General features: G+C 50.0%; 11 protein-coding genes. 9 read left to right on the forward strand and 2 right to left on the reverse strand.

Annotation, left to right across the window (positions count from 1 at the left end):
• Together B5F17_RS05925 and B5F17_RS05930 are read left to right on the forward strand one after the other, a co-directional pair.
• Window positions 1-4,440, forward strand: coding sequence for an S-layer homology domain-containing protein (locus B5F17_RS05925; protein WP_143287687.1), 4,440 nt, complete (start codon window positions 1-3; stop codon window positions 4,438-4,440).
• Between the two features lie 116 nt (window positions 4,441-4,556).
• On the forward strand, window positions 4,557-8,084 hold the full coding sequence (locus B5F17_RS05930; protein WP_087371820.1) for an S-layer homology domain-containing protein: 3,528 nt from the start codon (window positions 4,557-4,559) through the stop codon (window positions 8,082-8,084).
• A gap of 386 nt (window positions 8,085-8,470) precedes the next feature.
• On the opposite strand, the gene B5F17_RS05935 is transcribed toward B5F17_RS05930, so the two are convergent.
• Complete coding sequence (locus tag B5F17_RS05935; protein ID WP_087371822.1) at window positions 8,471-8,929, reverse strand: Rrf2 family transcriptional regulator; 459 nt, start codon at window positions 8,927-8,929, stop codon at window positions 8,471-8,473.
• 172 nt (window positions 8,930-9,101) lie between these two features.
• Between B5F17_RS05935 and B5F17_RS14650 the strand changes: the two genes are divergently transcribed.
• From B5F17_RS14650 to B5F17_RS05945, 3 genes are read left to right on the forward strand one after another with little or no spacing between them, the layout of a single operon-like run.
• Complete coding sequence (locus tag B5F17_RS14650; protein WP_206396703.1) at window positions 9,102-9,257, forward strand: hypothetical protein; 156 nt, start codon at window positions 9,102-9,104, stop codon at window positions 9,255-9,257.
• Between the two features lie 5 nt (window positions 9,258-9,262).
• Window positions 9,263-10,105, forward strand: a complete 843-nt coding sequence (locus tag B5F17_RS05940; RefSeq protein ID WP_087371825.1) for a nitroreductase family protein — start codon at window positions 9,263-9,265, stop codon at window positions 10,103-10,105.
• 16 nt (window positions 10,106-10,121) lie between these two features.
• The gene (locus B5F17_RS05945) at window positions 10,122-10,883 is read left to right on the forward strand and encodes a 4Fe-4S binding protein (RefSeq protein WP_087371828.1); all 762 of its coding nucleotides are present in this window, start codon (window positions 10,122-10,124) and stop codon (window positions 10,881-10,883) included.
• 127 nt (window positions 10,884-11,010) lie between these two features.
• Here B5F17_RS05945 and B5F17_RS05950 read toward each other — a convergent pair whose 3' ends face one another.
• A complete protein-coding gene (locus B5F17_RS05950) occupies window positions 11,011-12,048 on the reverse strand; it encodes an aldo/keto reductase (RefSeq protein ID WP_087371830.1) in 1,038 nt (345 codons plus the stop codon).
• Window positions 12,049-12,203: 155 nt separating this feature from the next.
• On the opposite strand from B5F17_RS05950, the gene B5F17_RS05955 reads away from it, so the two are divergent.
• From B5F17_RS05955 to B5F17_RS05970, 4 genes are all read left to right on the forward strand, one after another.
• A complete protein-coding gene (locus B5F17_RS05955) occupies window positions 12,204-13,070 on the forward strand; it encodes a LysR family transcriptional regulator (RefSeq protein ID WP_087371833.1) in 867 nt (288 codons plus the stop codon).
• A 105-nt stretch (window positions 13,071-13,175) separates the two neighbouring features.
• Window positions 13,176-13,535: a MerR family transcriptional regulator gene (locus B5F17_RS05960; protein ID WP_087371836.1), complete on the forward strand. Its 360-nt coding sequence runs from the start codon at window positions 13,176-13,178 to the stop codon at window positions 13,533-13,535.
• 5 nt (window positions 13,536-13,540) lie between these two features.
• Complete coding sequence (locus B5F17_RS05965; protein WP_087371837.1) at window positions 13,541-13,915, forward strand: aldo/keto reductase; 375 nt, start codon at window positions 13,541-13,543, stop codon at window positions 13,913-13,915.
• Window positions 13,916-13,929: 14 nt separating this feature from the next.
• Window positions 13,930-14,406 carry a flavodoxin gene (locus B5F17_RS05970; RefSeq protein WP_087371840.1) on the forward strand — a complete coding sequence of 159 codons (477 nt, stop codon included), beginning with the start codon at window positions 13,930-13,932 and terminating at the stop codon, window positions 14,404-14,406.
• Window positions 14,407-14,481 lie beyond the last annotated feature (75 nt).

Below are 14,481 nucleotides of genomic sequence, written 5' to 3' on the forward strand. Positions count from 1 at the left end.
TTGCATCTAAAACGATTACTTGCAAGTATAACGATGTTTATTATGCTGGTAACCGGTATGCCGATACAGGCATGCGCAGCTTATGACGCTGGAACGAGTGAAGTCCAGCTTGGAGAAACAAAGGATATCATTGCGCAGAGAGGAAACTGGGTTGTATATCATGAATGGGCATCAGAGAATCCCGATATCGCCGAGGCTGTGATGAATTGGGGCGGAAAGTCAGCTTCGGTAACCGGACATAAGCTTGGCGAGACAACGGTCACGCACCGTTATCGTACGACTATTTTTAGTAGCTGGAGTGAAGAAAAATGGCGTGTTACCGTGACAGAGCCCCGTGCTAAGTTCTTTATTTTAAAAGCGGCAGGAATTCAACCGGGAAGCAGCGGCGATCAAGGACAGTTTAACTACTATCCGAACGCCAGCGATACGATAGCGGTTGGAAATGATACATATACAGAGCAGACTGGCTTGCCGGGATTTTTGACGGTGGAAGGCTATCGAAGGGTGCCAAATGTGGGAGATGAATATTTCGCATTGGGCGAAGAGAATACCACCATGCAGGAAACCATGATCCGTGAACCGGCTCGTCAGATTATGGAGGCCTTGTACCAAAAGGCAGGACTGCAACCGGAACAGACGATTGTGTGGTATGCGATTAAGAAACTGGATGATGGGTATCATGTGGATGGATATGTCAGCAACATACCCGTTGACGTGATATATCATCGGAATGTACCGGTTTCCCAGCCGGATGATGCCGAGGATACATATATTGATGAAGTTTTGACCTCTCCAACGTATCACATTCGTTCGCTGGAAGATTGTGCATTTACAGCGCTAAAGGGTTATCGGTTTACGGGATGGAAGCTCGAGACAGGAACGACATATCAGCAAGGGGAAATTTTCTCACTCAGTCATGGAGTTACTTTTACAGCACAGTGGGAAGAAACACCTGATTTGCCGGTCAACGAAGGCGGTACAAGTGACTATGTAGTTGTAGAGACACCCGACCCTGTGGAACCGGATGCCGCAACGCAGGGCACAGCAACGGTCAAAGTTTACAGAGACGGAACCTATCTTGCCGATCAGAGTTTTTCCATTCAGTTTGCAGGCCAGAACGCCAATATCCGCTTTTCGGCGCGTGATACCGTTTCTGGTGAACAGATCGGAACGGACTATGTGCTCAGCAGCGCGGCAGTCATACGAGCAGAGGGAACACAGCCAGACACAGAGATCGAACAGATTGACTATATGGGATTAGGTACGGTCACGAGGCTGCATGACGGCGATACCTTGTATTTGCTGTATTCGAGTACGTTTACGGTGAATGGTACGGTAGAAATCGATGGGAATACCGTTGATTTTGAGCGTATCCGCAAGGAAAATTCCGATCAGAACCGTAAATTCATTGATTGGCTGAACCGACGCTACGTGATGAATTACGGATTGGGTACGGGAACGGCTGCTATTGTATACGGCGGTGACCCGACTGATTCCAGATTGATTGCGAAAGACACGCAGCCACCATTTGATACCGATGTAGACTTGAGAAGTGGACAGCTGCTGACCGAAGTTACAATCGGGTCAAAGACATATACCTTGGAAGGGAAGAAATTACAGATACGCAGTGGAGATAGCTATGAGACCGTTCTGCCCGGCGCAGAAGAAGAACATATCGACTTAGATCAGTCGGACTATCTGAAAAAGCGTTCAGGTGATTTGCGCGTGATCGAAACGGCGATGGCGCACAATTTTGTGTTTGATCTGAAGATTCAAGCCCGGCCAAAGGCGGAAACCTTTACACTGTATGCCGGGTTTGCGGATGACGGTGCAGGTCTATCCGCCCAGCAGCTGGATGAATATGCGAAAGATGGTGTTCACATTCAGCCGGGGTGGGAACAGCTGGACTTGGTCAAAGGACAGCCGCATTCGGTGGAATGGATTGCGCCGGACGGCTATGTGATTACCGGATATCAGGAAAACACGACGGCACAGGTAACCAGCCTGCTCCATGACAATCAGGGCGTTGCCCGATTCCGGTATGACACCATGGGAACGGATGAGACCACCGTCCATATTACTGCATATTTGGCTGCCGATCACAATGGAGACCTTGTCCCTGATGTAGCGCAGGTGCACTTTACTTACCAGTCAGCCGATCTGAGCAAAGGCAGTTTGATTGGCAATATGGATGAATACGTAAACAAGCAGGACGGCACAGCACATCCGCATGCGATTCCGCAGCCTGTGGCACAGTCCGGATATATGTTTGCCTATTGGCAAACAGACAGTTTGACAGATCCGGATATTGCAATGGGAACGTTCCGGGCAACGGCATACACCAAGGATACCGTGTTTACTGCGCATTTTGTTCCAGATCACAACCATGATGGCATCGCGGATGAACGCCAGGTCTTTGTGCGTTATGTGAGTGCTGACACAGAGTGTGGCACGGTACAGGGAACAGAGCAGATCATCAATTTGGATGGAGCAACGCAGTGGACGCAGGTGGAAACTGTGCCGGCAGAGGCGCAGGCGAAGGATGGCTATGTATTCGATCACTGGACGGTCGATTATGGAGACCGAACACTGTCGGATGGACAAGTATTGGGCGTTCAGACCTTCGATCAGGTTGCAGGTGGAACGGTTATTACCTTTACAGCACATTTCAGACCCGAGCAAGTCTATCAGCTGACGTTTCAGACCGCATACGGTACGATTGCCGGCGGCAGCCAGTTTGTCATGGACGTGCAGGAGCGAGCGTTAGATCCGGGACATGCATATGTGCTCAAGCTTCCGACAAATGTTGTAATTGACGCACCTGAAAATATGGTCTTTCTGCACTGGTCACAGGAAAATCCGCAGGATAAAGTCTATCGCGAGAGTGAGGAAGCAATTCCAGAAGCCTGCAATGTCGTCTTTTTTGACAGTCGGATGACGCAAACGCTCTATGAGGTATGGGCTGCTGACAGCAACCGGAACGGAATCCCCGATACGAAGGAAGCGCGATACAGTGTAACGTATGCTTGGAGCGGACAGCCTGCACAGGCACAGCTTCCGCAGGATTCCAAAACTTACCTTGCAGGTACTACGGTGACTTTGGATACCAGATACCGTGCGCAGACGGTAATTTGCGCCGAGAAAGACGGCGTGCCGGGAATCTATACGTTTTCGGGCTGGAATGGCATCGGCGAGCGGGAAGAGCAGATCAAAATGCCTACCCATGATTTGGTTTTGCAGGGGAGCTGGCAGTTTGAAGCAGACCGCAACGCAGATGGCATTGCCGACACCCGTCAGATTGTGATTCGCTATCTCTGTCGTGAGGATACGTATGGCAAAGTTGAACAGTCGGAACAAATTCTGACTTATACCCCGGAAGAGATTGCAACTGCCGGACGCGGAGAATTGCCCGAGAGACAGTTGACAGCGCGTGCGATTGCTGGTGAGAACGGACGTTTTCAGGGCTGGAGCAGCGATAGTTTGGGCAAGCAGCTCTGGCCCAGTGGTGAGGTGCTGGATATGCCGGTGAAACTGGGAGTCGATCAGCTGGGACAGCCTGTTACTGTCACCGCGCATTTTACAGCACGCACTGGTGGTGGTGCACGCCATCCGGAAGCAAACGATGCAGGCAAAAACGGCAGCAATGGAAAAGAAGACAAAACCAAGATCGACAAGGAAGTCGTTGACATTCCGGATGATGTGACGGCACATGGTATGGCAGCTCGAACGCTGTGGTTGAACACGAAAGATCATTATGCTTATCTGATCGGCTATGCGGAGGATGGCACGGTTCGACCTGATGCATCCATTACCCGTGCCGAGGTCGCGACGATTTTCTTCCGTCTGTTAACCGATGAAGCCCGGGATCAGTTCTGGATGACATCGAACAGCTTCTCGGACGTTTCGCCCAAAGACTGGTATAACAATGCAATCTCGACGATGGTGAATTTGGGTGTGCTTTGCGGCTATGAAGATGGAACGTTCCGTCCCAATGCTAGAATCACCCGTGCGGAGTTTGCAGCCATTGCGACGCGGTTTATGAACGGACAAGATACTGCGGCACAAGATCTGTTTGCAGATATCATGCACCATTGGGCACGCCGGGACATCAATATCGTGGCTGCTGCCGGCTGGGTGCATGGCTATGAGAACAATGTCTTTGCACCTGATCTCGCCATGACACGTGCAGAGGTTGCGACGGTGATCAACAACATGCTGGGACGCAAACCGCACGCGGATTACATGCTGGATGGGATGACCAAATGGCCGGATAATCCCCGAAACGCATGGTATTATGAGGCCATTCAGGAGGCCACAAATTCGCACGATTATACCATGAACGATGATCATGAAGTATGGACAGCGCTGCGGGACAATATAGACTGGGCTGCTGCGGAAAGAGACTGGACAAACAGATACCGCGCAGGCAGTGGGGGATGAAGCAAATTCCGGAACGGATGAAATCTGATTTTCCGAAGGAGGGATTGCTGCGACTCATCCTGCTGCGGCAGTGAAGTTCTGGTTGCTTAAATTGAATTGATAGGAGGATACAATGTATGAAGAAAAGATTTTTATGGCTGCTCTTGGCATTCAGCCTGCTCACATCACAAGTTTGCTCAACCGTTGCGTATGCAAATCTTGTGGTCGATGTGGAGACGGTTGATGTGCCCGATGTCGGTGGGGAGATTGCACCACCAAGCGTGCCGATGACCGGTGTTGAACTGGAGACCGAAGGGGAGCACACGGAGACAAGCACAACACCCCAACCGGAAGACAGCGTGCAGCCGACAGCAGATCCTCAGCCTGAGGACGCTGCTGAGCCGGTTGAGAATGCATCTTCCAGCGAGATTTCGGTCGATAGCTATGATGCATTGATCAAAGCAATCGACCAGATTAACGCGGAAACAGATGATGCGGGAAAGAAGTATGTCATTTCGATCACCGATGACTTTGTATGCCGGTCCAAGCAGGTTGATATCAGAAAAGATATTACGATTTTGGGCAATGGACATACCCTCACCTTTGAAGATCGGGGAGACGGTTCGCTGCTGCAGTTCCAGATGCGTACCGGCGGCACGCTGTCGCTCGGTATGCCGGACGGCGGTGCGCGCAATGCGCTGACCTTTGACGGTGAAGATCATTACAGAGCATCTGCGTTTTTAACCGTTGGAAGCCTGTCATACAAGGAAAAAGGCGAGCTGAATATTTATGACGGTGTGACAATCACCGGTCTTCAGGGTGTTCTGGGTCAACCAGGTTCGACCATTCTTGTAGAAAACGGCGTCTTCAACATGTATGGCGGAAAAATTAACGGAAATACGAAAGATTCGGCCATTCCGGTCGCGGGAACCATTGCGCACTATAACCCTGGTGTTGCGAACATTACAGCAGAAATCAACCTGTATGGTGGAGAAATCACGGGAAACACCCAGAAGTACTCGACAAGTGCATATTATGCAGGCGCTGTTATGATGATTGTAGCGGGAAATCCGGCGGGCAGTTCGGCGGCTTTTCGCATGACCGGCGGTACAATCGCAGATAATGACAGCAGCACGCGGGGCAAGGCTGGTGGTGTACACCTGTACGGTTCGGCCGTTCGCGGTACAATCTCCGGCGGACAGATTGATCGTAATACAGCCTATGAGGGTGGCGGCATCTGCGTTGGAAATGGAGCAACGCTTGATATCACGGGAGGCAGCTGCACAGGCAATAAAGCGTTAGATGGTGCGGGCATTTATATTGGCAGGGATGCAAAAGTTAATCTGAAAAACTACCGTATCGCCGATAATGTGGCAGAAAATGATGGTATTCCGGGTAATGGCGGTGGTATTTCTGTTTATTCTCATACGGATGTCAATCTGGAGGCGTGTGAAATTTCGGGAAATACGGCGATCGATATAAGCTCTTTCTCCCATGGGAGAGGACACGGCGGTGGAATTTATACATCGAGCGATACGAATGTTATTATTAAAAAGTGCACGATCTCTCGAAATACAGCCAACGTAGGCGGCGGCGTTTTGTTCGGTGGAAGTGCAAGCATTCAGAACAGCGAAATTTCAGGCAACAACGCAGGAATGGGAGGCGGCGTTCATGTGTCTCAAATGTGGAAGAGATATGACGTTGCGCTTCGAATGAACGACACAAAGATTTCAGAAAATACGGCGGTCATGGGTGGCGGCCTGTACACTGACCAAGGCGTTGTGATAAATGGCGGTGAAATATCGAACAACAAGAGTATTCGTGATGACACTGTGCCGGACCTTCAGCCTTGCGGCGGTGGTATTGCGATTCATTTGAGCAACTCGAATTCGGTAATCGGTTCTTCGGACGCGGGAGCCGAGCCGGTACGTATTTTTGGCAATCAGTGCGAAGGCGATGGCGGCGGATTGTATGTGTTTCAAATAAGAGGAGACAAAGAAAATATCCTCGTGCAGAACACAGAAATCACGCAGAATCAGGCGAACAGCGCAGCAGGCGTATGTATTGCAGGCACTGAGGTGACGCTGAAAAATACGTCGGTTATGCAGAATCACAGCACCAAGACCCCGGCAGGCGGTATTGCAGTGCGAGGTGCACATGATTACTTTTTCGGACCTGTTTCGCCGGGTGCGCTCAAGCTTGCAGATCAAGTGACGATTTGGGATAACAGCGCGGTCGGTGCAGACGGAGCGTCCGTCCGCAGTAACGTGTATTTGGCGCAGAATGATGCGAAGTACGCCGATAACGCACCGGTGAAAATTACTGTTGCGGGAAAACTGGACGAGACAAGCAGAATCGGCGTGACCGAAGAGTGTGCAGAAGCAATTAGCTATGCATTGGAGCAGAATGACGCGCCTGTACCGTCGCCTAATTTTACGACAGGATTGGCTGCAAGCTATACGCCTGATGCCATGCCGCTGCACCTCTTCAAGAGCGATAATCCGTCGTACATGGTAGACGCCAGTGAGGATAAACAGGAAGCACGACTGGTCAAAAAGACAACGCATACGATTACCTTTGATGCAAATGGCGGAGTTGTCAATCCTGCAAGCGCAGAAACCGAAGCCGACGGAACACTAGCCGTGCTGCCCACACCGACGTATGATGGATTTACGTTTGTCGGTTGGTTTACGGCGTTGGAACAGGGTGTAAAGGTGGATGCCAAGCATCAGTTTACACAGGACACTACGATCTATGCACACTGGGAAGCAAAGCCGGAGACGGAAAATTTGGACAATAAAGATCCGAACGGCGGCACGTCGGGAGGTGATACGTCCACGGAAGGCAATACCAAACCTGACCAGCCGGTGAATACGGGTGGTGGTGCGTCTCATCCCGAAGCGCCAAACACGAACCCCAAGACCGAGAAACCGAAGCCCAAGAAGGAGATTTCTGAGCCAGAGGACAAGAGAGACACGAACATTGCCGATCCGAATGATACCGGCGTTTCCAAGGTGTTTGACACCGAGCATCATAGAGCCTATATGATCGGATATGATACGGGCTTATTTGGACCGGAGTCTAATATTACCCGTGCGGAGGTTGCGCAGGTATTCTATAACTTGCTGCTCGAGCATAAAAACGATTCGTCGGTACAGTTTTCCGATGTGACTGCACAAGCGTGGTATTATAACGCGGTTGCAGAGTTGACGAAAAGCGGTGTTATCCGAGGCTATGAGGATGGAACCTTCCGCCCGGACCAGGTAATTACCCGTGCCGAGTTTACTGCGATTGCGGCTCGTTTTGCCAAGATCAGTACCGATCGAACGGTTGACTTTTATGATGTACCTGCCGATGTGTGGTACTACGATGCCGTGCGCACGGCGGTAAGCTATGGATGGGTGACCGGGTACGAAGACGGCACCTTCCGACCGGACCAGTCAATTGCTCGCGGTGAGACTGCAACTATTGTCAATCGCATGTTGGCGCGTATCCCCGATCTGAACGCCATCGATCAAGGTGCAGGCACTCGTTTTGCAGATGTTGGTTCTGGTTACTGGGGCTTCTACGAGGTAACCGAGGCAACGACCAATCATGAGTATATTCGATCGTCTAATATTGCACGAGAAGTGTGGACGAGCTGGGAAAGCTCTAAGGCTTCGTGAAAGCTTGAAAGCTAACATATAAGTACATAAAATAAACATAAGAGAACCCGCCGCAAAATCAACCTTTTGCAGCGGGTTCTTTGTCACGTTTGATGCCTTATGGCATCATTTCTTTGGCTTGAATCAGCCGTTGGAAGCCAGATTCTGCTCGTAAGCCTCGATCATCTTCTTGAACGTGTGTCCCATGCGAAGCGCGAAATACATACGCAAAGACCGCACGGCACCGGGACACCAGAGTGAAGTGCAGTATCAGACTCAGGTTGTGCTCTAAGTGCTTTCTGAGCAGAAGCGAGGCGAAAACCCATCCAGCATAGAATACGCACGTGATTGCATCTAGAAAAGAAGTTTGTGTGGAGAAGGGGAACAGCTTCTTTTGTGTAAGAGAATTATGAGCGTGCTGTGTCTGAGTCCGATGGATGAGCCAACTGCTCAAAGTCGTCAATCATGGATTGCAGGGTAATTCCTTCCATAGTTTGCTGAATGGAATCTTCAATTTTTTGGTAAGGTGTCTGCAATACCTGACGAATATTCTGCGCCACTGGGCAGGGGCGCTTTTGGCAGGGGTGGATTCCGATGATGGAGGACATGCCATCCGGCTCCAATGCGGAATAGATTTGGTATAAGGTGATCTGGGATGGGTCGGCGCACAGTTTTGCACCGCCCGTTCCGCGAGGTACTGTAATCAGCCCCGCCTTTTTCAGCGCGCTGAGAATGTTGCGGATCACAACGGGATTGCTTCCTGTACTTTCGGCCAAAAGATTACTGGTTACCTTGGCAATTCCTTTCGCTTCATGAATGAAAATCAGGCAGTGAACTGCAACAGAACATTTCATACTGATCTGCATAAATACGCGATATCCTTTCAAAGCAAATATACTTGCAACATGATGTAACTCTTGACATTACATCTACGAGGTGATAAACTGAAGAAGATGTAATTTAATTGATTACATCTAATATTTTATCGGTTCGTATGAAAAAAAGCAAGAGAGATTCCATAGAAATGAGAGGTCTTATATGAAAGCAGTTCAGATCAAAAGCTATTCAAAAGAAATCAATACAACCCTGAACGATATCCCAAAACCCCAGATTTCAGATTCCAAAGTGCTGATTCAGGTAAAGACAGCGGCGGTTAATCCGGTGGATCTGCGGATTGTGACGGGGGAGGAGTGAAAACAATGAAATTGTCGATTCCCGTTGTAGAAACCATTCAAAAGCGACATAGTGTCCGTACTTATGAGGACAAACCCTTGCTGTCACAAGATCGGGATGCGCTGCTGGAGTGTATGAAGCAGCTGGACAATCCCTTTGGGGCGCCGGTTCATACATACATCATCGATCAGAAACTGAATGCAGAGGGTGAAAAGCTGGGAACATACGGTGTCATTAAGGGAGCGAACACGTTCCTCGGGGTTTCTATTCCGGATACGAAGCTGGCACCCTTGGCGGCTGGGTATGAATTTGAAAACCTGATCCTGCTTGCCACACATAGGGGACTGGGTACGGTGTGGTTAGCGGCGACCTTCAAGCGGGACGGCTTTGTTTCTGCCATGAAGATTCCGAGGGGCGAACTGCTTCTGGCAATCTCTCCGGTAGGATATCCGGCCGCTAAGCGCAGCCTGACCGAAACGCTGATGCGCTCGGCCATGAAGTCATCCTCTCGAAAAGCGTGGAAGGAACTGTTTTATCAGGCTGATTTTCACACGCCACTGACCGAAGAGCTGGCGGGAGATTATGCCCAGCCGTTGGAAATGGTGCGGTTAGCTCCTTCAGCCAAAAATGTTCAGCCTTGGCGAGTGCGTAAAACTCAAAACGCATATCATTTCTATGTCGATTATAAGTCTGGATTGTCCAAAGAAGAAGAGATTATAAAGCAGGTAGATCTTGGTATTGCCTTGTCTCATTTCCATCAGACCGTGTTGGAGTTGGGACTGACCGGAGCCTTTGAACAGATGCCTCAGGAAGATGTAAAGCTTCCTGAGAACATACATTACATGATTTCCTGGCGTATTGGCGAATAAAAAGGAGGATGTTCAGATGAAGCTGTATGACATTGTGTTTAGTCCCACGGGCGGAACGAAAAAGGTAGCGGATTGCTTAATAAATGCATTGGAGGGAGAAGCAGCCACCGTTGATTTGACCGATAGCAAACGGGACTTCGATGCTGTTTCTCTGACAAAGGAGGATGTCGCGGTCATTTCTGTGCCGTCTTACGGTGGACGTGTTCTCGCTGTGGCAGTAGAGCGGTTGAACATGGTGCACGGCAACGGTGCCCGCGCCATTTTGGTTTGCGTCTATGGTAACCGTGCTTATGAGGATACGCTGGTAGAGCTGGAAGATGCCGCAAAACAGGCTGGCTTTCAGGTGATTGCAGCAGTGGCCGCCATTGCGGAACACTCCATTGCCCGACAGTTTGCTGCCGGTCGACCGGATGCGCAGGATGCAGCACAGCTTTCCGATTTTGCCAAACAGATTCAGTGCAAACTTTCTGCGGCAGATGGTTCGCAGCCTGCAATTCCCGGCAATCGTCCGTACAAAAAAGCCGGAGGTGTCGGTATGGTGCCCAAGGCAACCAAAGCGTGCAATAACTGCGGTGCGTGTGCAGCAGCGTGCCCCGTACAGGCGATCGACAAGGAAAATCCGAAGAAAGTGGATGAGAAGGCGTGCATCTCCTGTATGCGCTGCATCGCTGTATGTCCGCAGAATGCTCGTAAGCTCAATCCTGTCATGCTCTCTGCCGCCAGCCTGATGCTGAAGAAGGTTTGCTCTGAGCGGAAGGAATGTGAGTTGTTTCTTTAAAGCACCTGTCAAATCAACATAAATGAAGAAAGCAGGCGGATTCTATGTCCGTCTGCTTTTTTAGAGTCAGTTGAGGTCTTTATATTCACATATTATAAATAAATGCACGATAGCTGATAGGGTTAAATTATATCTTTTGATCTCCGGCAGACCATACATGGGCATCTTTTGCGGTGGCTGCCGTATTTTGCGCCATAACACCCACCAGCGGATGCGGGACATAGAGCCCTTCCAGATAGGTGCATTCTTCCGGGGTGAGTTCTAAGTCTACGGCTTTGGCAGCGCCTTCGGCGTGGTGAAACTTGGTAGCACCTACTACGGGGGCAGTCACTTTCGTGAGCAGCCAAGCCAGAGAGATTTCTGTCATGGAGACATTGCGCCAGTCGGCCAGTTCTGCTACGCGCTGGAGGATGAACGCATCCTTGTTTGCCATATTGTCATACTTCAAGCGAGCGTAGTCATCCTCTTGGAGTCGCTTGGAAGTCTCGCCGGGGTGCTTGGACAGCCGGCCACCGGCCAGAGCACTATAAGGTGTCATAGCGATATTTTCTTCCCGGCAGAAGGGAGCCATCTCCCGTTCCTCCTCGCGGAAGATCAGGTTGTAGTGGCTCTGAACGGAGACAAATTTGGCGAACCCCTCCCGCTCGGCGATGGCGTTTGCCTTGGCAAGCTGCCATGCGAAGCAGTTGGAGATACCAATATACCGAGCCTTGCCGGTTTTGACCGCATGGTTCAGGCCTTCCAAGATGTCATAGAGGGGTGTCTGATGATCCCACATATGATAGATATACAGATCTACATAATCCATGCCCAAGTTCTGGAGACTCTTGTCTAGAGACCTGCGGATATGTTCCTGTCCGCTGATACCCGCTTCGATTTCCTCGTTTGTACGGGGCAGAAATTTGGTGGCGACTACTACCTCGTCCCGCTTGGCAAAGTCGCGCAGGGCGCGGCCGAGGTACTGTTCACTGGTACCGCTCTGATAGGCGATGGCGGTGTCGAAAAAGTTGACGCCCAATTCAAGACCGTGCTTGATAATCTGTCTGGAATGCTCCTCGTCAATTGTCCAGGTGTGCTGACCATTTGCAGCATCTCCAAATCCCATACAGCCCATGCAAATGCGTGAGACGTTCAAATCGGAATTGCCTAGCTTTGTGTATTTCATGTCGTTCACCTCTTGCTGATTGCAAATTTATCATACCATGACTATTCAAAAATATCGAATACCTATTATCTATTGTCAAAAATAAGGTTTAGGCATTTTTGAGATTGCCGGCTGTATTGGCCTATGATAAAATTAAATCTTAAAGGAGGGATCGTATGGAACTACGAGTTTTGCGTTATTTTTTAACCGTAGCACAGGAGGAGAACATCACAAAAGCGGCGGCGTTGCTCCATGTGACCCAACCCACGCTCTCACGGCAGCTGATGCAGTTGGAGGAAGAATTGGGCGCTAAGCTCTTTCGGCGCAGTCAGTATCGGGTTATTCTGACCGATGCCGGAATGCTCTTGCGGCAGCGTGCACAGGAAATTGTGGAACTGGCCGATAAGACGAAGCGGGACTTTGTGCAGTCAGAGGAAGAGCTATCCGGTGAAATCGCCATCGGATGTGGTGAAACCCAAAGCATGACATTCCTCTCTCAGCATATTCGCTCATTCCGATCGCTTCATCCAAAGGTGCAGTTTCGTATTTACAGTGCCAATGCGGACGATATCAAAGAGCGTATGGAAAAAGGCTTGCTGGATATGGGACTGCTGACAGAGCCAGTGGATATTAGCAGATATGCGTTTTTGCGTCTGCCGCAGAAAGATCGCTGGGGCGTGTTGGTGCCAAAGGACTCGGCTCTGGTGAAAAAAGAGGCCGTTACTTCTCAGGACCTGGTGGGTGTACCTCTGCTTCTGAGCGGACGGGAACAAGTTCGAGGCGAACTGGCCAACTGGTTTGGGGAGGACTATGGGCGTATTGAGGTGGCTGCTACCTTCAACCTGATTTTGAATGCTGCAAATATGGTTAAGAATGGTGTGGGCGTAGCACTGTGCTTTTATTTGGAAAACATCTCCGATGCACTGGAATTTGTCCCTCTGTCACCCAAACTGGAGACAGGAACTGTGTTGGCTTGGAAAAAGGACAAGCCACTGTCTCCCGCAGTAGATCAATTCTATCAACATATCAAAAATGCTGATTGAGCATTTCTGTCTACTCAAAATAGGTATTCGACATATCAGAAACCTTATTTTAAAATGTAGGTGTCCTGAACGGGCGCCTACATTTTTTTCTTTAGGAGCGAAGATATGACCATTCAAGAAGCAAGTGACCGCTACCAGATTCCCATGAATATCTTGAAAGAGTATGAGAGCTGGGGTCTGTGCAGGGCAGTGAAAAAAGTCATGGGAGCATGGCAGTACGATGATGAGGATTTGGAACGCCTGAGCCTCATTATGACCCTCCATGACATCGGATTTACGACAGAGGAAGTGGAGACCTATATGCGCCTGACTTTGGAACAGAAGGGCGGCGAACGGGAGTGCCTTCGAATGCTCAACCGCAAGCGAGAATTCACATTGGATGAACTCCATTTCCGGGAACGGCAGCTTCAGCGGCTGGACTATCTCCGACACGAAATTCAAAAGACACAGGAACGAAAGGAGTGACAGATATGGATGTCGTTCGGCTGAACAATGATGTTCAGATGCCCTTGTTGGGACTGGGTGTTTTCCAGATAACAGACCAGGTTGTCTGTAAAGCGAGTGTTCGGACAGCCCTGGAAACTGGGTACCGTCTCATTGACACTGCCGCCTGCTATGGCAATGAACGGGCTGCAGGAGAAACAGTCAAAGAGAGCAATATCCCCAGAAAGGAAGTGTTCTTGACTTCCAAGGTCTGGATTCAGGATGCGGGCTACGATAAGACCATGCGTTCTTTTGACAAGACCCTCGAAAATCTCCAGACTGACAGAGGACACAGCCTGATTCTGGATATCTCCAGTTTGAATGAAGTCTATCGGCTCCACAACATTCGTTTTGCACAGTAAGGAGGTTGTATTTTATGAAATCCCTGATCGTTTACTTTTCCCATTCCGGTACCACGCGCCGCCTAGCGGAGTTAATTGCTAAGGAAACTGGTGGTGACCTGTTGGAACTTGTCCCGGAAATCGCATATCCAAGGGACTACAGCACCGTAGTGGCTCAGGCCAAACGAGAACTTCAAAGCGGCTACCGACCTGTGCTGAAAACGGCGTCTCCTGACTTGTCCGCCTACGATATGGTGTTTGTGGGAACCCCCAACTGGTGGAGTTCTCCGGCACCTCCGGTTCTGACCTTCTTAGAGCAGGCTGGGCAGAGTGGGGTACAGATCGCTCCATTCTGCACACACGGTGGCGGCGGTTCTGGACACATTCGACGTGACATGGAAAAAGCCAGCCACGGCGCAGTACTTTTGCCTGAACTATCCGTTTATGGTGACTCCGGCAGAGCGGCTGACGTTCAGAAGTGGTTGAAAAAAATCAACTTTGCGAAATCCTGAACCTTGGTGAAACGAAAGCAGACGCATCTCGAGATGCGTCTGCCGTCACTCATATTCGATTAAGCTTTGATAGAA

This window comes from Butyricicoccus pullicaecorum (assembly GCF_002160355.1).
GTDB lineage: Bacteria > Bacillota > Clostridia > Oscillospirales > Butyricicoccaceae > Butyricicoccus > Butyricicoccus pullicaecorum.